Source organism: Sphingomonas sp. BK481 (assembly GCF_014194875.1).
Classification (GTDB): Bacteria; Pseudomonadota; Alphaproteobacteria; order Sphingomonadales; family Sphingomonadaceae; genus Sphingomonas; species Sphingomonas aerolata.
Map to the genome: position 1 here is coordinate 38172 of NZ_JACIAP010000001.1, position 16442 is coordinate 54613.

Sequence of the window (16442 nt, forward strand, 5' to 3'; positions counted from 1 at the left end):
CGTCGCCGCAAGCCGCCTAGTCTGTGCCGCATGAGCGATGATGACAGGTCCGAACCGACCAAGCTGACGCGGTCGAAGCAACGCTGGGCAAGCGAGGGCAAGTTCCTGACGGGAGCGACGGACCGCGCGGAGGGCGACCGCCTGCCACCGGGGCAGCACTTGGTCCGCGACTGGCCGGTGCTCGATCTCGGCCAGCAGCCTGATATCGCGCGCGAGCGGTGGCGGCTGACGATCGACGGGATGGTCGAGCGGCCGGTGACGCTCGACTGGGCAGGGTTCATGGCGCTGCCGCAGACTGCGGTCCGGTCGGACATTCACTGCGTCACGACCTGGTCGCGGTATGACAATGACTGGTCGGGCGTGGCGACGCGCGATCTGCTCGACCATGTCGGCCCGGGGGATGCGGCGGCGTTCCTGACGCTGCACGGCTATGACGGCTACACCACCAATGTCCCACTGGCCGATTTCGCCGCGGCGGACGCGCTGCTCGTCCACAGCTGGCAGGGCAAGCCTCTGACCCGCGAGCATGGCGGCCCGGTCCGCCTCGTCATCCCGCATCTCTATTTCTGGAAAAGTGCGAAGTGGATTTCGCGGATTGAATTCCTTGGCGCGGACAAGCCGGGCTTCTGGGAGGTCAATGGCTATCACCGGCGCGGCGATCCCTGGGCCGAGGAACGCTACAGCGAAAACTAGAGCAGGGTCGCGCACGCCTCCTCGATCGCGGCATAGATCGCGTCGAGGTCGGGCTCGTCGATGCAATAGGGCGGCATGACGTAGACGGTGTTGCCGAGCGGCCGCAGCAACAGGTCGCGTGCGGTGAAGAAGCGCAGCAGTTTCGGCCCGAGATCCGACAGATAGCCGCGATCGCCGACCTGCAGGTCGACCGCGGCGATCGTGCCGATGCGGCGCGGATTGGTCACGCCGGGCAGGCGGGCGATGCGGTCGAGCTGCGCCGCCTGTCGTGCGCCGAGCGTCGCGATCCGGTCGTGCACAGGCTCGTCGCGCCAGATCGCGAGGTTCGCGTTGGCGGCGGCGCAGGCGATCGGGTTGGCGGTATAGCTCGAGGAGTGGAAAAACATCCGCGCGCGATCGTCGGACAGGTGCGCGTCGAAGATCTCCGCGGTCGCCATCGTCACCGCGAGCGGGACCGCGCCGCCGGTCAAGCCCTTGGACAGGCACAGGATGTCGGGCACGACGCCGGCCTGTTCGCAGGCCAGCAGCGTGCCGGTGCGGCCCCAGCCGGTCATCACCTCGTCGGCGATGAACAGCACGGCGTGACGGGCGCAGATCGCGCGCATCTCGGCGAGCACGTGCGGCGGATAGATCAGCATGCCGCCCGCGCCGAGCACGAGCGGTTCGACGATGAACGCTGCGGGCGCGGCGCGGCACGCTGCCTCGAGCGCGTCGAGCGTGGCCTGTTCGGCGCCGGGGTGCGGGAAGGGGATGGTGCCGACGTCGAACAGCAGCGGCGCATAGGCGCGGTTGTAGACGCCGCGTTCGCCGACCGACATCGTCCCGATCGTATCGCCGTGATAGCTGTGTTCGAGCACCAGGATCCGGTCGCGCGGTTCGTCGCGGTTGCGCCAGTAACCGAGCGCCATCTTCAGCGCGACCTCGACCGCGGTCGAACCGGAATCGGAGAAGAAGACGTGGCGCAGCGCTTCGGGCATGATCGCGACGAGGCCGTGCGCGAGCGTCTCGGCGGGCTCGTGCGTCCAGCCGGCGAAGATGATCTGGTCCATCCGCCCCGCCTCCTCGGCGATCGCGGCCATGATCCGGGGATGGCGGTGGCCGTGCGTCGTCACCCACCAGGACGAGATCGCGTCGACGATCCGCCGCCCGTCGCTGGTATGGAGCGCCGCCCCCTCGGTCCGGACGATGCGGGGGATCGGATCGCCCAGACCATGCTGGGTGAAGGGATGCCAGATCGGCGACATCATCGGAAATCCTCGAGCCGGAAACTGGCGGCGAAAGCGGCGCGGAGCGTGGCGGCGTCGAGCCGGGGGAGCATCGGCAGCCGGCCGAGATGTCGCACGTTGCCCAGCCGGACGATCGCCGCCTCGCTGTGCGGGACCGCGTCGCCGACGAACGCGACGCCGAGGATCGGCACGTCGCGGCGGCGCAGCGCCTCGATCGACAACAGGCTGTGGTTGATCGTGCCGAGCGCGGTGCGCGCGACGATCACGACGGGCAGCCGCCACTGCGCGAACAGGTCGGCAAAGACGCGGGTGTCGGTCAGCGGCACCATCACCCCGCCCGCCCCCTCGATCACCAGCGGGCCGGGCAGCGCGGGGGGCACGAGCCGGTCGAGGTCGATCGTCACACCGTCGAGCGTCGCCGCGCGGTCGGGCGAGCAGGGCGTCGTCAGCCGATAGGCCTCGGGCAGGATCCGCTCCGGCGCGAGGCCGGACAGCGCCGCGACGCGCGACGCATCGCTGCCGCCGTCGAGCCCGGCCTGGACGGGTTTCCAATAGCTTGCGTCGAGCGCGCCCGCGAGCGCGGCGGCAAAGACGGTCTTGCCGACATCGGTGTCGGTGCCGGTAACGACGAGACGGGTCATGACAGGGCCTTTTGCAACGCGTCGCCGAGCCCCGCAATCTGGGGCGCGGTGACGTTGAGCGTGAGCGAGATCCGCAGTCGCGACGTGCCCTTGGGCACGGTCGGCGGGCGGATCCCGCGAACGTCGAACCCTGCCGCCTGGACCGCCGCCGCGACGCGCATCGTCGTCGCATCGTCGCCGAGCACGAGCGGAAGGATCTGCGATCCGGTCGGCACGACGCCGTACGGCGCGAGCACGGTTTCGGCGGTGGCGATGAGCGCGCGCAGGGCGGTGCGGCGTTCGGGTTCGTCGGCGAGGATCTGAAGGCTCGCGCGCGCGGCGCTCGCCATCAGCGGCGAGGGCGCGGTCGAGAAGATGAACGCGCGGGCCCGGTTGACGAGGAAGTCGCGGACAATTTCGGGGCCGCAGACCAGCGCGCCCTCGCACCCCATCGCCTTGCCGCAGGTGCGTAAGGTAACGATGTCGGGCCGTCCCTCCAGATGCTCGGCGAGCCCGCGGCCATCGTCGCCGAACACGCCGGTGGCATGCGCCTCGTCGATCAGCACGACGCCGTCATGTGCCTCGGCAAGCGCGACAAGCGCGTCGAGCGGCGCGCGGTCGCCGTCCATGCTGTAGAGGCTTTCGACCGCGATCCAGGGCCGCCCGGTGCCGCCCGCGCGGCGCCACTGCGCGATCGCATCGGCAAAGGCGGTGACGTCGTTATGCGCTGCCGAGACCGTCTCCGCACGGCCGAGCCGCATCCCCTCATGCGCGCTCGCATGGATCAGCGCGTCGTGGACGACGATGTCGCCGGTCTGCGGCAGCGTCGCGAACAGCGCGGCGTTGGCGGCATAACCGGTCGAGAAGTACAACGCCGCCTCCGCCCCGAAGAACGCCGCCGCCTCGGCTTCGAGCAGCGCGTGTTCGGGATCATTGCCGCGGAGCAGCCGCGATCCGCCCGAACCGACCGCGACGCCGCGAGCCAGCGCGGCCGCGACGGCCGCGGCGATCCGCCCGCTCTGGCCGAGCGCGAGATAATCATTGGATGCGAAATCAACCCCTTGCCGCGCGATCAGCGCGCGGCGACGCGTTGCCGTGGCAAGTGCGGAGAGGTCGCGATGATGCTGGTCGAACGCGGACATCGCGGCAGCCTCTAACGGCAATGCCGCGCCAGCGCGAGCCGATTGGCCGAAACACCCCGTCATAAAGAGGGATCGTTCGGTCGGATCGGGCATTTCTCTCCTATGGTATAGCAGGATCGGCTTGGCTAACCACGATTGCATTCTCCATTCCGGTCGAAGGTACCCTGCCCATGAAGCGCAAGACGCTGACCCAGTTCCTGATCGAACAGCAACGTGAGGCCGGCACGCTGCAGCCGCAGCTGCGCCTGCTGATCGAGGTCGTCGCGCGGTCGTGCAAGGCGATCAGCCATGCGATCGGCAAGGGGGCGCTGGGCGGCGTGCTCGGTAGCCTCGAGAGCGAGAACGTCCAGGGCGAGGTGCAGAAGAAGCTCGACGTGATCGCGAACGAGATGCTGCTCGAGGCGAACGAGTGGGGCGGGCATCTGGCGGCGATGGCGTCGGAGGAGATGGAGACGATCCACCTCGTCCCCAACCGCTATCCCAAGGGCGAATATCTGCTGCTGTTCGATCCGATCGACGGGTCGAGCAACATCGACGTCGACCTGTCGGTCGGCACGATCTTTTCGGTGCTGCGCGCGGCCGAGACCGCGTCGGGCGCCGACGTGTCCGAGCAGGACTTCCTCCAGGCGGGGCAGACTCAGGTCGCGGCGGGCTATGCGGTCTATGGGCCGCAGACGATCCTGGTGCTGACGGTCGGCGCGGGGGTGCACGAGTTCACGCTCGACCGCGAGATCGGGTCGTGGGTGATGACCGACACCAATATCCGCATGCCCGGCGGTAAGCGCGAATTCGCGATCAACACGTCGAATGCGCGCCAATGGTCGCCCGAGGTGACGCGGTTCATCGACGAGCGGATCGCGGGCAAGGACGGGCCGATCGGTACCGATTACAACATGCGCTGGACCGGATCGATGGTCGCCGACGCGCACCGCATCCTCAAGCGCGGCGGCGTGTTCCTGTACCCGCGCGACGTCCGCCAGCCGGGCAAGGTCGGCAAGCTGCGGCTGATGTACGAGGGCAATCCGATGGCGATGCTGATGGAGCAGGCAGGGGGTGCCGCGACCGATGGCGAGCAGCGCATCCTGTCGATCGAGCCGAGCAGCCTGCACCAGCGGATCGGCCTGATCATGGGCGATCCGGCCGAGGTCGAAGCGATAACCACCGCCTATCGGGAGTAGCGCGCATCGTCACCCGCCGGCGGTCGGGGGTTGGGGCATGACGGACGAGGGCGCGCGTTGAAAAGGGGAGAAGTTCGATGGAAGTCACCTCACAAAGACTCGCCGAACAGCGTGATGACCGGACGTCGTGGCGACGCTTGATCGACGATCATGACCGTATCGCCGAACGCTGCGCTGACCTGGTCGCGCTGTTGCAGCGTCGCGGGCATAATTGCGCGGCGGCGTCGCGCAAGCTGCTCGAACTCGCGGTGCTGGTCGCGGATCATCTGGGCGTCGAGGACGAGGTGATCGACCTGACCGCGATCGCGACCGAGGCGGACTATTCGCCCGAGACGGTCGCGGTCATGGCCGCCGAACTCGACGCGCTGCGGCGCGAATGGCGGGTGTTCATCGCGCACTGGCTGCCGACGATCGAGCCCGCCGACTGGTATGAGTTCCGCGGCGAGGCCGAGGCGATGCTCGCGCGGCTGACGCATCAGGTGCAGCGCGAAAGCGCGCTGCTGTACGACGATGCCCTGCGCGCCGGGGTGATCGCGACCGGGCCGGTCGACCTGCAATAATCGCAGCGACAGGGTTCTTAACCCGGCGGCGATACCAAGGGCCATGATGCGCGTCCTGACCCTGTCCACGCTGTTTCCCGATGCGAGCCGGCCCAATTTCGGTGTCTTCGTCGAGCGGCAGACGCTGGGGCTGGCGGCGCATCCGGGGGTCGATCTGCGCGTCGTCGCACCGATCGGCCTGCCGCCCGGGCCGCTGCGCTTGATGCCGCGTTTCGCGCCGCTCGCGCAGCTACCGCTCGAGGAGAGGTGGCGCGGGGTGGGCGTGCAGCGGCCGCGGTTCACGACGATCCCTGCGACCGGGGGGCGGTGGCATGCCGCGGCGCTGACCCGCGCGCTGATCCCGGTGCTCGATGCCTTGCGGCCGGATTTTCCATTCGATGTCATTGATGCATCGTTCTTCTTTCCCGACGGCGTCGCCGCGGTCGCGCTCGGGCGACGCTATGGCGTGCCCGTGTCGATCAAGGCGCGGGGGGCGGATATCCATCTTTGGGGTCGCGCGGCCGGCACACGCGAGCAGATCCGGCGTGCGGGCTGCGCGGCGGACGGGCTGCTCGCGGTCAGCGCGGCGATGCGCGCGGACATGATCGCGATGGGGATGCCGGCGGCACGGATCCGGGTGCATCATACCGGGGTCGACCAGGACCGGTTCCGCCCGATCGACGCAGCGGCGCGTGCGGCCGAGGCGGCGCGGCTCGGCGTGACGGGGCCGCTGGTGCTGTCGGTCGGGGCGCTGATCCCGCGCAAGGGGCATGACGTGGTGATCGCGGCGGTCGCGCGCCTGCCGGGTGTTTCGCTGAGGATAGCGGGCGAGGGGGGCGACCGGGCGCGGCTGGAGGCGCTGATCCGCGATCTGGGCGTGGGAGACAGGGTCCGGCTGCTCGGCAGCGTCGCGCATGAGGCGATTCCGCGGCTGGTCGCGACCGCCGATGTGATGGCGCTGGCCTCGGCGTCCGAAGGGCTGGCGAATGCGTGGGTCGAGGCGCTCGCCTGCGGGACGCCGATCGTGATCACCGATGCGGGCGGGGCGGGCGAAGTGGTCACGTCGGACGAGGCGGGCCGGATCGTGCCGCGCGATGCGGCGGCGTTCGGTGCGGCGATCGCCGGGATCCTGGCGGCACCGCCGGCGAGAGAGGCGACGCGGCGGGTCGCGGCGCGCTTTACCTGGGAGGCGAACAGCGCCGCGCTGTTCGCGCATCTGGCGGGGCTGGTCGGGGGCGGGGCCTAGCGCGCCCGACCAAATGCCTGAAAAGCCTCAGCCTTCGAGCGGGTAGAGCGCGGCGGCGATCCAGCGGCCTTCGCCGCGGAGCACGGCCCAGGCGCGCGCGGCGGCGCGGCTGTCCATCGCCTCGATCCCGACGCCCTGCGCCTCGACCGCGCGGCGGAAGGCGGCGGCGGGCTGGCGCAGCTGCGATCCGGTGCCGAGCAGCAGGAATTCGGGCCTGGGCGACAGCGCGAGGACGCTGGCGACATCGTCCGCGCCCAGTGCCTCGAACGGCGGCGGGGTCCAGCCGTCGGCGCGCGACGGGGTGATCAGCAACGCGGTGTAATAGCCGTCGTCGACCCGGAACCCGCCGTGACCGATTGCCGAGATCATCGGCCCGTCGGTCTTTTCCTTGTCCATTCTCACGCGCTTGTCCTCACGTGCCGGGCCCGCCGCGCATCAGCGGCCGGCCTTCGGGCCCACGCGCTCGGCGTCGTCGCGGTCGCCCTTGCGGCCCTCGGGCTCGGCGCGCAGGCCGAGCGTGATGAGCAGCGACGACGACACGTAGATCGACGAATAGGTGCCGACGACGATGCCGAGGATCATCGCTGCGGTGAAGCCGCGCAGCACATGGCCGCCGAGCACCAGCATCGCGGTCAGCGCGAGCAGGATCGTGACCGAGGTCATGACGGTGCGCGGCAGCGTCTCGTTCACCGACAGATCGATGATCTCGCGCATGTCCATCTTGCGGTAGCGGCGCATATTCTCGCGGATACGGTCGTCGATGACGATCTTGTCGTTGATCGAATAGGACACGATCGTCAGCACCGCGGCGACGATGTTAAGGTCGAATTCGAACTGCGTCAGCGCGAAGAAACCGAGCGTCATCAACAGGTCGTGGACGATCGCGACGACGGTCGACACGCCGAACTGCCATTCGAAGCGGACCACTGCGAACAGGCCGATGCCGAGGATGGCGAGCCCGACCGCGAGCAGCCCCTTGCTGATCAGCTCGTCCGAGACCTTGCCCGAGATCGTGTCGTATTTCGAGAAGGTCGCGCCGGGGAACTTGACCGCCAGATCGTCGGCAACCTTCTTGACGAGCGCGTTGGTCGCACCCTCGTCGGTGCTTTCGGGGATCGGCAGACGGATCGACAGCACGGTCGGATCGGCGAAGGACTGGATCGAGGCTTCGCCGACGCCGAGACGATCAACCTCGGTACGGACCGCGTCGATCGACGGCGGGGTTGCGAACCGCTCCTCAATCAGGACGCCGCCGACAAAGTCGACGCCCATGTTCAGACCCTTGGCGAAGACCAGCCCGACGGCGGCGAGCGACAGGAGGATGGTCAGCCCGAACGCCCATTTGCGGAGCGAGACGAACTTCAGGTTGGTGTTGTCGGGTACGAGTTTCAGCAGGCGCATGATGATGTCTCCCGCCTCAAATATTGATCGTGGTGGGGCGGTTCTTGCGCAGCCAGAGCGCCACGAGCATCCGCGTGAAGGTCACCGCGGTGAACACGCTGGTGCAGATGCCGATCAGCAGCACGACCGCAAAGCCCTTGACCGGGCCCGAGCCCAGCAGGAGCATGATCACGCCGGTGATCGCATGCGTGACGTTCGCTTCGAAGATCGTCCGCGACGCCTCCTTATAGCCGAGCTCGACCGCCTGGACGATGTTGCGCCCCCGTCGCCGCTCTTCACGAATACGCTCGTTGATCAGCACGTTGGCGTCGACCGCGGTGCCGATCGTCAGCACGAAGCCGGCGATGCCGGGCAGCGTCAGCGTCGCGTTGAGCATCGCCATGACGGCGACGATCACGAGGATGTTGATGACCACCGCGAGGTTCGCATAGAGGCCGAACCGGCCATAGGTCACGAACATGAACACGATCACCGCGAGTGCCGCGACGATGCTGGCCAGCACGCCGGCGCGGATCGAATCCTTGCCGAGATCGGGGCTGACGGTGCTCTCTGCGATGATCTTCAGATTGATCGGCAGCTTGCCCGACCGCAGCGAGATCGCGAGCGAATTGGCCGATTCGACCGTGAAATTGCCCGAGATCGAGGCGCGACCGCCGAGGATCGGCTCGTTGATGTTGGGCGCGGAGATCACCGAATTGTCGAGGATGATCGCGAACGGCTTGTTCGTGTTCTCCTGCGTGACCTTGGCAAAACGTCGGCCACCGACCGCGTCGAAGGTGATCGCCACCTGCGGCGCGTTGGTCTGCGGCTCGAACTCCTGGCGGGCATCGGCGAGCTGATCGCCCGAGATGATCACCGACCGCTTGACCGCGATGAACGGAATGCCCTGCGGATTGCCGGGGTAAGGAATGACCTGGCTGCCGACGGGGGCGATGCCCTTGACGAGATCGGCGGGGTTCGCGGTCTCGTCGACCAGCTTGAATTCGAGCTTTGCGGTCTTGCCGAGCAGGTTCTTGAGCGCCTGCGGATTCTGCAGGCCCGGCACCTGGACGACGATACGCGTCGCGCCCTGGCGGACGATCGTCGGCTCCTTGGTGCCGAGTTCGTCGATGCGGCGGCGGACGACTTCGGTCGCGTCCTTCATCGCGGTGTCGATCGCCTGCTGGAGCCCGGCCTCGGTCGGCTTGAGCACGAACCGGCTGGTGTCGACGACGTTGATGTCCCATTCGCGCTGGCCGCTCATCCCGGCGCCACCGCCGGTGATCGAGAGCAGCCGCTCGCGCGCGGCATCGACCTGGCTCGGATCGCGGAGCAGGAAGCTAAGCTGCCCGCCACGCGCCGAAATATCGCCGATCGCGATCCGCGGCGTGCCGTTGCGCATCGTGCCCGCGATGCTGTCGCGCATCGCCTCGATCCGCGAATTGGCGAGATCGGCGGTGTCCGCCTCGAGCAGCAGATAGCTGCCGCCCGCCAGATCGAGACCCAGGTTGATCCGCTTATGCGGAATCGCCCCCCACTTGCTGGTCGTCGATTCGGAGAAGAAGCTCGGGATCGCAAGCGCGCAGAGCACGGCCAGCAGGCCGATGATCGACGCGACCTTCCAGCGGGGGAAATCCAACATCAGTCGTTCGCCGGCTTCGTGTTCGGGCTGGTGATGTCGGTGAGCGTCGCCTTGACGACGCGGACGCGCGTGTTGGGCGCGATCTCGACCTCGACGAACGCGTCCTCGACCTTGGTCACCTTGCCGATGATGCCGCCCGCGGTGACGACGCTGTCATTCTTCTTGACCGCCGCGACCGACGCCTGAAGCGCCTTCATCCGCTTTTGCTGCGGACGGATCATCAGGAAATAGAAGACGATGAAGACGAGGAAGAGCGGCGCGAGGCTCAGGAACGAGGCGATGCCGCCCGATGTCGCCGTCTCGCCGGCGGCCTGCGCATATGCTGGGGAAATGAACATGGAGTCCCGTTTTGGCTGGTGGGCAGGCGCCATACGCCCGCGCTCGCATGGGCGATGCCGCTATCACCGGTTGCCGCCCCGCGCAACCGATCCGCGCCGGTGAAGCGTGGCCGGGTCGCGATGAGACGGACGAATATGGGCTTTGCCGCAATCGCGTGCTTGCATCGCGCGCAACATCCGCATAATGCGCGCCCTTCGGTCGGGGCGTAGCGCAGCCTGGTAGCGCATCACACTGGGGGTGTGGGGGTCGCAGGTTCGAATCCTGTCGCCCCGACCAGAAATTTCCGGAGCCGGCCGCCAGAGGCGACGCCGCTCCCGGGCACGAAATATCGTGCCATTCCAGATCCTGGTGTCAGCGTTTGCAGACAGGACCGGTGCGTGCCGCGACCTGATCCGCGACGATCCGCATCGCGCCCTTGTCGGTGTCGCCGGTCATCGTCATCCGCGCGGTAAAGCCGGTCGCGCCATAGCTGCCCGCGCGGACGATCCGCATCGGCGCCCCCTTTTTTTGCGGACAGGTCATGACGTGATCGATCCGCCCGCCCGCGAACTGCGCGCGCTCGACGGTGCAGCGCGCCTCGGGCTTGGGGACGAACAGCGCGGCGACGCCCGACGATGCCTGTTCGGGCGGCAGGCATTTGCGCTCGGTCTTCGATTTTCCGCGCATCATCCGCAGGATAAACCCCGGCGCCCCCGGAATGACGAGCTCGACCGCGGTCGAGGTGATCGCCCAGGCGCCGGGCGGCAGCGCCTGCGCCGACGCGGCGGCGGGGAGCAGGAGAAGGGCGGACAGCAGGACGGGATGGCGCATAGGAGGGGCAGTCTGTAGCGCCGGCGGGGTGCTGGCAAGCGGTGTGACAGGGGTTTTCATGGGCGAGATCATCAATTTGCGGCGGGCGCGCAAAGCGCGGGTGCGGCGCGAGGCGGGGGTGGTGGCGGACGCGAACCGCGCGGCGTTCGGGCGGACCAAGGCGGAGCGCGCGCGGGATGCTGAGGCGCGGGCGCGGGGGGAGCGGGTGCTGGATGGGGCGCGGCTGGAGGGGGAGGAAAGCTGAGGTTTGGCGGGGGGTTGCTGGGTGATCAGGGGGTGGGTTTGCTGGGCTCTGGATCCTGACTTTCGTCAGGATGATGGGTGGAAGTAAGTGTTCGTCTTTTACCATTCGTGCTGCTGATCTTGCTATTCGCTAACCTATATGGTTATAAGGTGGCGAGCGAATCGGGGGGGTCGGGGATGGAGATCGGTGGGCTGATCGAGGCGGTGATCGATCGTGAGGGCGGGTACGGCGATCATCCGGCGGATCGCGGGGGGGCGACGCGGTTCGGGATCACGCAGGCGGTGGCGCGGGCGCATGGGTTTGCGGGGGACATGCGGGTGTTTCCGCGGGCGGCGGCGGTCGCGATCTATCGGCAGGCTTACTGGATCGACCCCGGATATGAGGGGGTTGGCCGGATCGCGCCGGATATTGCGGGCGAATTGTTCGACACCGGGGTGAATATGGGGCCGGCGGTCGCGAGCGGGTTTCTGCAGCGGGCGCTGAACGCGCTCAATCGCGGGGCGAGCGATTATCCCGACCTCGTCGTCGATGGCCGGATCGGGCCGGGGACGCTCGCGGCGCTGGCGGGGTTCCTCAAACGACGCGGCGCGGGGGGCGAGGCGGTGCTGCTGAAGGCGATCGAGGCACTGCAGGGCGAACGCTATGTCGCGCTGGCGGAGCGGCGGCCGGCGAACGAGGCGTTTCTCTATGGCTGGCTCGCCAACCGGGCGTGAGGCGGAAAGCGCCACTTTTCCAGGGGGGTGTCATGACGAAAGGCGTTGAGGAGGGGGCGGAACTGCCCGCCGATCCGTGGGTGACGCGGGCGCGGCCGGGGTTCCTGTATGTGATGTACGCGTTGCTGCTGGGGGCGATCCCGGTGGGGCTGCTCGCGGCGGTGCGGCCGGCGGCGGCGCAGGCGATCGCGGCGGGCGTGGGGGCGTATCTGGGGGCGATCCCCGAGCCGCTCTATGCGCTCTTCGGGACGGGGTATCTGGGGTATACCGCGGCGCGTGAGTGGGGGAAGCGGCGGTGAGCGGGGCTGGTATCGGAGCGGCGGGCGTGGCGTTCGAGGCTCTGGATCCTGACTTTCGTCAGGATGACGTAAAGGGGGAAGGTAACCGGGAAGCCGACAGGGAAGTCGAGCGGGAGGGTGAGGGGGTCGTGCAGGGGGTCGGTGCAACGGACCGTTGCGTGGTCGAAAGCGCACCCTACATCGCGGTCATGAGTGCAAATGATCCCCACGCCATGCCGGTCTGGCACGGCACCACCATCCTTTCGGTCCGGCGCGGCGGCAAGGTCGTCGTGATCGGCGACGGCCAGGTCTCGATGGGCCAGACGGTCATGAAACCCAATGCGCGCAAGGTGCGGCGGCTCGGCGACGGGTCGGTGATCGGCGGGTTCGCCGGCGCGACCGCGGATGCCTTCACGCTGTTCGAACGGCTCGAACGCAAGCTGGAGCAGCATCAGGGGCAGTTGCTCCGCGCCGCGGTCGAGCTCGCCAAGGACTGGCGGACCGACAAGTTCCTGCGCAACCTCGAGGCGATGATGATCGTCGCGGACAAGGACGTGACGCTGATCCTGACGGGCAATGGCGATGTGCTCGAGCCCGAGAACGGCGTCGCGGCGATCGGATCGGGCGGCAACTATGCGCTCGCCGCGGCGCGTGCGCTGGTCGAGTATGAGAGCGATGCCGAGGTGCTGTGCCGCAAGGCGATGGGAATCGCGTCAGAGCTCTGCGTGTACACCAATGACCGGCTGACCGTGGAGTCGATGGACTCGACCAGCTGATTTCGACGCCCCTCCCGTTCGGGGGAGGGGTCGGGTCGGGCTTCACCAGGCGCCCGTCCCGCGGATAGTCCCCACCCCCAACCCCTCCCCTGAAGGGGAGGGGCGAAGAAGAGTAATCATGAACGACCAGCTTACCCCCAAGGCCATCGTCGCCGCGCTCGATGCGCATATCATCGGCCAGGCCGCGGCCAAGCGCGCGGTTGCGGTGGCGATGCGCAACCGGTGGCGGCGCCAGCAGCTCAGCGAGGATCTGCGCGACGAGGTGACGCCGAAGAACATCCTGATGATCGGGCCGACCGGCTGCGGCAAGACCGAGATCAGCCGGCGTCTGGCCAAGCTCGCCGATGCGCCGTTCGTCAAGGTCGAGGCGACCAAGTTCACCGAGGTCGGCTATGTCGGGCGCGACGTCGAGCAGATCGCGCGCGACCTGGTCGAGGAGGCGATCCGGCTGGAGAAGGAACGCCGGCGGATCGCGGTGAAGGACAAGGCCGAGGAGGCGGCGATGGGCCGGCTGCTCGACGCGCTGGTCGGCAAGGATTCGAGCACCGCGACGCGGGAGAGCTTCAAGCAGCGGTTCCTCGACGGGCATCTGAACGCGGCCGAGGTTGAGATCGAGGTCGAGCAGGCGCCGACCACGCCGTTCGAGATCCCCGGCGGTGCGCCGCAGATGATCAACATCGGCGAGATGATGAAGTCGCTGGGCGGCGGGCAGCAGTTGAAGCGCCGCAAGCTGACGGTGACCGCGGCGTGGGACAAGCTGGTCGAGGAAGAGGCGGACAAGCGGCTCGATCAGGACGAGGTCAGCCGCGTCGCGCTGGCGGATGCCGAAGCGAACGGGATCGTGTTCCTCGACGAGATCGACAAGATCGCGGTGTCGGACGGGCGCGGCGGGTCGGTGAGCCGCGAGGGCGTGCAGCGCGACCTGCTGCCGCTGATCGAGGGGACGACGGTCGCGACCAAATACGGGCCGATGAAGACTGACCATATCCTGTTCATCGCGAGCGGGGCGTTCCATGTCGCCAAGCCGAGCGATCTGCTGCCCGAGTTGCAGGGGCGGTTGCCGATCCGGGTCGAGCTGAAGGGCCTGACCGAAGGGGACTTCGTCGCGATCCTGTCGGACACCAAGGCGTCGCTGCCGCTGCAGTACAAGGCGCTGATCGCGACCGAGGGCGTCGAGATCCGCTTCACCGAGGACGGCATCGCCGCGGTCGCGCGGATCGCCGCGGAGGTGAATGCCGAGGTCGAGAATATCGGCGCGCGGCGGTTGCAGACGGTGATGGAGAAGCTGCTCGAGGACGTCAGCTACAATGCCGAGGATCGCGGCGGGTCGAGCGTGGTGATCGACGGGGCGTATGTCGACAGCCAGCTGAAGGAGATTGCGCGGAATACGGATCTCAGCCGGTTCGTGCTTTAGTCTGGGGGTTTTCGGGGGGTGAGGCGCGCGCCCCCGGTCCGTTCGTGCTGAGCGTAGTCGAAGCACTTGGGCGCCGGCCCTTCGACTTCGCTCAGGGCGAACGGGAGGGGGCGCAGGCCCTTCGACTTCGCTCAGGGCGAACGGATGGGGGGCGGTTCTCGCCCTCTTCGTCATCCTGGGCTTGACCCAGGACCCAGGTTACGGGCGGTGGTGCTTTTGGCTCTGGGTCCTGACTTTCGTCAGGATGACGAGGGGGAGTAAGGGCGGGCGCTACAGCACCACCGTCTGCGGGCGGGCGGCCTTGAGCGCGGCGAGGACCATGGTTTCCCAGATGGCGGGGTCGCCGGCGGCGGCCATGGTCTGGTCGGGTTCGCGCAAGGTGCGCAGGACCGCGAGCGCGTCGGGGAGATAATCGGTCCAGGCGTCGTCGATCAGGCGCGACGCGGAGGCGGCGTCGCCGCCGGCATTGGCGCTGATCCGCTGGCCCGCCAGGACGCGGGCGATGCGTTCGGCGATCGGGGTATTCGAGACGTCCATCAGTCTTCTCCTCGCAGGTCTGCCTATAGCAAACCCGCGAGGCAAAGACATGGGGCCTTAGCGTGCCGAACTGGGGCCGGCGCCGCGGCCCTGGCCGCCGGGGCGACCGCCACCGGCGGGGCGACCACCGCCCTGGCCGCCGGGACGACCGCCGCCCTGGGGACGACCGCCGCCGCCACCCTGGCCGCCGCCACCCTGACCGCCACGGCTCGCGCCCGCATAGTTGCGGCCGGTGGTGCCGGTCGCGCGGGGTGCGTGGGTGGCGCGGGGACGCGCAGGATCGCGCGGACGGTCGATCCGGACCTCGGGATCGGCGCCCATCGTCTTGACGCGCGTCTGCTTGATCTGGTTCGACAGGTTGACGAAATCGTCGGGCAGCGGGCGGACCGTCACCTTCTGACGCGTGATCCGCTCGATGTCGCGCAGATAGGCCTTCTCGTCATCCGCGCAGAACGCGACGGCGATGCCGCTGGCGCCCGCACGCGCGGTACGGCCGATGCGGTGGACATACTGCTCCGCGACGTTGGGCAGCTCGAAGTTGATGACGTGGCTGACGCCCGAGACGTCGATGCCGCGTGCGGCGATGTCGGTCGCGATCAGGACCTTGACCTTGCCCTGCTTGAACTCGCCGAGGGCACGCTCGCGCTGGCCCTGGCTCTTGTTGCCGTGGATCGCGTTGCTGGCGATGCCGTTGCCCGCGAGCAGCTTCACGACGCGGTCGGCGCCGTGCTTGGTGCGCGTGAAGACGAGCGCGCGGTCGATCGCGGGATCACCCAGCGTGATCGTCAGCAGCGCCTGCTTTTCCGACTGGTTGCAGAAGGTGACATACTGGTCGACGCGCTCCGCGGTCGTCGCGGCGGGCTTGACCGAGACGGTCTTCGGATCGAGCAGGAACTGCGAGGCGAGATCGCGGATCGCAGTCGGCATCGTCGCCGAGAAGAACAGCGTCTGGCGCTTCTTCGGGAGCATGCGGACGATCTTCTTCAGCGCGTGGATGAAGCCGAGGTCCATCATCTGGTCGGCTTCGTCGAGCACGAGGATCTCGATCATCGACAGGTTGCAGAAGCCCTGCTCGATCAGGTCGATCAGGCGGCCCGGCGTGGCGACGAGGATGTCGACGCCGCGGCTGAGGTCCTGGCGGTTCTTGTTGATGCTGGTGCCGCCGAACACGGTGGTCACCGACATCTTGCTGAACTGGCCATAGGCGCGTGCGCTGTCGGCGATCTGGCTGGCGAGTTCGCGCGTCGGCGCGAGGACGAGCATGCGGCAATGCGTCGGCAGGACGCGCTTCTGCGTCTCGGTCAGGCGCTGGATCGAGGGGAGCACGAACGCGGCGGTCTTGCCGGTGCCGGTCTGCGCGATGCCGAGCAGATCGCCGCCCTCGAGCAGGATCGGGATCGACTGGGCCTGGATCGGCGTCGGCTCGGTATAGCCCTTGGCTTCGAGCGCGCGGACGAGGGGCTCGGCGAGGCCGAGGTTGGAAAAGGACATGAATAGTCTCTCAAATGTGCCGGGCTCGCGAATCCACAGGAGGACGCGCGAGGGGCGTGGTGTTTTGACACCCCGCGTGAAAAGGGAAGCCCGTTAGAAACGACCGAGGCGGAGCCTGGACCTTGTTCAGGTCCGATCACGCTGCATGACGCCTCGATGGCGGTCAGATGCGCG

At 68.2% G+C, this 16442-nt stretch carries 18 protein-coding genes, 1 tRNA gene and 1 pseudogene; 10 read left to right on the plus strand and 10 right to left on the minus strand.

Translation table 11 applies throughout. The annotated features are described in order from the left end of the window. Positions 1-30 precede the first annotated feature (30 nt). Positions 31-693 carry a sulfite oxidase-like oxidoreductase gene (locus FHY04_RS00145; RefSeq protein WP_183935021.1) on the plus strand — a complete coding sequence of 221 codons (663 nt, stop codon included), beginning with the start codon at positions 31-33 and terminating at the stop codon, positions 691-693. Here the strand turns inward: FHY04_RS00145 and FHY04_RS00150 are convergent. From FHY04_RS00150 to FHY04_RS00160, 3 genes are read right to left on the minus strand one after another with little or no spacing between them, the layout of a single operon-like run. After that, positions 690-1940, minus strand: coding sequence for an adenosylmethionine--8-amino-7-oxononanoate transaminase (locus FHY04_RS00150; RefSeq protein WP_183935022.1), 1251 nt, complete (start codon positions 1938-1940; stop codon positions 690-692). The two genes, FHY04_RS00145 and FHY04_RS00150, sit on opposite strands and share 4 nt — an antisense overlap. After that, a complete protein-coding gene (gene bioD, locus FHY04_RS00155) occupies positions 1937-2560 on the minus strand; it encodes a dethiobiotin synthase (protein ID WP_183935023.1) in 624 nt (207 codons plus the stop codon). Before bioD ends, FHY04_RS00150 begins: the two co-directional genes overlap by 4 nt. Beyond that, positions 2557-3681: an 8-amino-7-oxononanoate synthase gene (locus FHY04_RS00160; protein ID WP_183935024.1), complete on the minus strand. Its 1125-nt coding sequence runs from the start codon at positions 3679-3681 to the stop codon at positions 2557-2559. The genes bioD and FHY04_RS00160 overlap by 4 nt, the downstream gene beginning before the upstream one ends. Before the next feature lie 170 nt (positions 3682-3851). On the opposite strand from FHY04_RS00160, the gene FHY04_RS00165 reads away from it, so the two are divergent. From FHY04_RS00165 to FHY04_RS00175, 3 genes are all read left to right on the plus strand, one after another. Next, the gene (locus tag FHY04_RS00165) at positions 3852-4859 is read left to right on the plus strand and encodes a class 1 fructose-bisphosphatase (protein WP_031395046.1); all 1008 of its coding nucleotides are present in this window, start codon (positions 3852-3854) and stop codon (positions 4857-4859) included. Between the two features lie 77 nt (positions 4860-4936). Beyond that, on the plus strand, positions 4937-5419 hold the full coding sequence (locus FHY04_RS00170) for a hemerythrin domain-containing protein (protein ID WP_056409029.1): 483 nt from the start codon (positions 4937-4939) through the stop codon (positions 5417-5419). Positions 5420-5462: 43 nt separating this feature from the next. Next, positions 5463-6644: a glycosyltransferase gene (locus FHY04_RS00175; protein WP_183935025.1), complete on the plus strand. Its 1182-nt coding sequence runs from the start codon at positions 5463-5465 to the stop codon at positions 6642-6644. 27 nt (positions 6645-6671) lie between these two features. On the opposite strand, the gene FHY04_RS00180 is transcribed toward FHY04_RS00175, so the two are convergent. The 4 genes from FHY04_RS00180 to yajC are packed head-to-tail and all read right to left on the minus strand — an operon-like array spanning position 6672 to position 10004. Further along, positions 6672-7040 (minus strand): Mth938-like domain-containing protein, encoded by a 369-nt coding sequence (locus FHY04_RS00180; RefSeq protein WP_159512928.1) that lies wholly within the window; start codon positions 7038-7040, stop codon positions 6672-6674. Between the two features lie 39 nt (positions 7041-7079). Beyond that, positions 7080-8045, minus strand: a complete 966-nt coding sequence (gene secF / locus FHY04_RS00185; protein ID WP_031441217.1) for a protein translocase subunit SecF — start codon at positions 8043-8045, stop codon at positions 7080-7082. Positions 8046-8061: 16 nt separating this feature from the next. Beyond that, complete coding sequence (gene secD, locus FHY04_RS00190) at positions 8062-9666, minus strand: protein translocase subunit SecD (RefSeq protein ID WP_183935026.1); 1605 nt, start codon at positions 9664-9666, stop codon at positions 8062-8064. Then, positions 9666-10004, minus strand: a complete 339-nt coding sequence (gene yajC, locus FHY04_RS00195) for a preprotein translocase subunit YajC (RefSeq protein ID WP_031441219.1) — start codon at positions 10002-10004, stop codon at positions 9666-9668. The genes secD and yajC overlap by 1 nt, the downstream gene beginning before the upstream one ends. A 200-nt stretch (positions 10005-10204) precedes the next feature. Here yajC and FHY04_RS00200 point away from each other — a divergent pair. Next, positions 10205-10281 (plus strand) — tRNA-Pro (locus tag FHY04_RS00200). Positions 10282-10356: 75 nt separating this feature from the next. Here FHY04_RS00200 and FHY04_RS00205 read toward each other — a convergent pair. Then, complete coding sequence (locus FHY04_RS00205) at positions 10357-10815, minus strand: DUF3617 domain-containing protein (RefSeq protein WP_183935027.1); 459 nt, start codon at positions 10813-10815, stop codon at positions 10357-10359. A gap of 58 nt (positions 10816-10873) precedes the next feature. Between FHY04_RS00205 and FHY04_RS00210 the strand changes: the two genes are divergently transcribed. The 5 genes and pseudogenes from FHY04_RS00210 to hslU all read left to right on the plus strand — a co-directional run bounded on the left by FHY04_RS00210 (position 10874) and on the right by hslU (position 14240). Beyond that, positions 10874-11059, plus strand: coding sequence for a DUF4169 family protein (locus tag FHY04_RS00210; RefSeq protein ID WP_183935028.1), 186 nt, complete (start codon positions 10874-10876; stop codon positions 11057-11059). A gap of 176 nt (positions 11060-11235) precedes the next feature. Next, the gene (locus tag FHY04_RS00215) at positions 11236-11772 is read left to right on the plus strand and encodes a glycoside hydrolase family 108 protein (RefSeq protein WP_183935422.1); all 537 of its coding nucleotides are present in this window, start codon (positions 11236-11238) and stop codon (positions 11770-11772) included. A 71-nt stretch (positions 11773-11843) separates the two neighbouring features. Beyond that, positions 11844-12071: pseudogene (locus FHY04_RS00220) on the plus strand (3TM-type holin); the annotation flags it as partial. A 212-nt stretch (positions 12072-12283) separates the two neighbouring features. Continuing rightward, positions 12284-12826, plus strand: coding sequence for an ATP-dependent protease subunit HslV (gene hslV / locus FHY04_RS00225; protein WP_081874259.1), 543 nt, complete (start codon positions 12284-12286; stop codon positions 12824-12826). Positions 12827-12944: 118 nt separating this feature from the next. Next, a complete protein-coding gene (gene hslU / locus FHY04_RS00230; RefSeq protein WP_037530944.1) occupies positions 12945-14240 on the plus strand; it encodes an ATP-dependent protease ATPase subunit HslU in 1296 nt (431 codons plus the stop codon). 270 nt (positions 14241-14510) lie between these two features. On the opposite strand, the gene FHY04_RS00235 is transcribed toward hslU, so the two are convergent. Beyond that, positions 14511-14777 (minus strand): hypothetical protein, encoded by a 267-nt coding sequence (locus tag FHY04_RS00235; RefSeq protein ID WP_037530941.1) that lies wholly within the window; start codon positions 14775-14777, stop codon positions 14511-14513. Positions 14778-14834: 57 nt separating this feature from the next. After that, positions 14835-16268 carry a DEAD/DEAH box helicase gene (locus tag FHY04_RS00240; protein WP_056679374.1) on the minus strand — a complete coding sequence of 478 codons (1434 nt, stop codon included), beginning with the start codon at positions 16266-16268 and terminating at the stop codon, positions 14835-14837. Positions 16269-16442: the final 174 nt, after the last annotated feature.

What these genes read in the sequence shown, in the direction of transcription:
- hslV (WP_081874259.1), top strand. Translation starts at nt 12,284, where the DNA reads ATGCCGGTCTGGCACGGCACCACCATCCTTTCGGTCCGGCGCGGCGGC.
- bioD (WP_183935023.1), bottom strand. Translation starts at nt 2,560, where the DNA reads ATGACCCGTCTCGTCGTTACCGGCACCGACACCGATGTCGGCAAGACC.
- secD (WP_183935026.1), bottom strand. Translation starts at nt 9,666, where the DNA reads ATGTTGGATTTCCCCCGCTGGAAGGTCGCGTCGATCATCGGCCTGCTG.
- hslU (WP_037530944.1), top strand. Translation starts at nt 12,945, where the DNA reads ATGAACGACCAGCTTACCCCCAAGGCCATCGTCGCCGCGCTCGATGCG.
- FHY04_RS00150 (WP_183935022.1), bottom strand. Translation starts at nt 1,940, where the DNA reads ATGATGTCGCCGATCTGGCATCCCTTCACCCAGCATGGTCTGGGCGAT.
- FHY04_RS00180 (WP_159512928.1), bottom strand. Translation starts at nt 7,040, where the DNA reads ATGGACAAGGAAAAGACCGACGGGCCGATGATCTCGGCAATCGGTCAC.
- FHY04_RS00160 (WP_183935024.1), bottom strand. Translation starts at nt 3,681, where the DNA reads ATGTCCGCGTTCGACCAGCATCATCGCGACCTCTCCGCACTTGCCACG.
- FHY04_RS00165 (WP_031395046.1), top strand. Translation starts at nt 3,852, where the DNA reads ATGAAGCGCAAGACGCTGACCCAGTTCCTGATCGAACAGCAACGTGAG.
- FHY04_RS00215 (WP_183935422.1), top strand. Translation starts at nt 11,236, where the DNA reads ATGGAGATCGGTGGGCTGATCGAGGCGGTGATCGATCGTGAGGGCGGG.
- FHY04_RS00235 (WP_037530941.1), bottom strand. Translation starts at nt 14,777, where the DNA reads ATGGACGTCTCGAATACCCCGATCGCCGAACGCATCGCCCGCGTCCTG.
- secF (WP_031441217.1), bottom strand. Translation starts at nt 8,045, where the DNA reads ATGCGCCTGCTGAAACTCGTACCCGACAACACCAACCTGAAGTTCGTC.
- FHY04_RS00210 (WP_183935028.1), top strand. Translation starts at nt 10,874, where the DNA reads ATGGGCGAGATCATCAATTTGCGGCGGGCGCGCAAAGCGCGGGTGCGG.
- FHY04_RS00240 (WP_056679374.1), bottom strand. Translation starts at nt 16,268, where the DNA reads ATGTCCTTTTCCAACCTCGGCCTCGCCGAGCCCCTCGTCCGCGCGCTC.
- FHY04_RS00145 (WP_183935021.1), top strand. Translation starts at nt 31, where the DNA reads ATGAGCGATGATGACAGGTCCGAACCGACCAAGCTGACGCGGTCGAAG.
- FHY04_RS00175 (WP_183935025.1), top strand. Translation starts at nt 5,463, where the DNA reads ATGATGCGCGTCCTGACCCTGTCCACGCTGTTTCCCGATGCGAGCCGG.
- FHY04_RS00170 (WP_056409029.1), top strand. Translation starts at nt 4,937, where the DNA reads ATGGAAGTCACCTCACAAAGACTCGCCGAACAGCGTGATGACCGGACG.
- FHY04_RS00205 (WP_183935027.1), bottom strand. Translation starts at nt 10,815, where the DNA reads ATGCGCCATCCCGTCCTGCTGTCCGCCCTTCTCCTGCTCCCCGCCGCC.
- yajC (WP_031441219.1), bottom strand. Translation starts at nt 10,004, where the DNA reads ATGTTCATTTCCCCAGCATATGCGCAGGCCGCCGGCGAGACGGCGACA.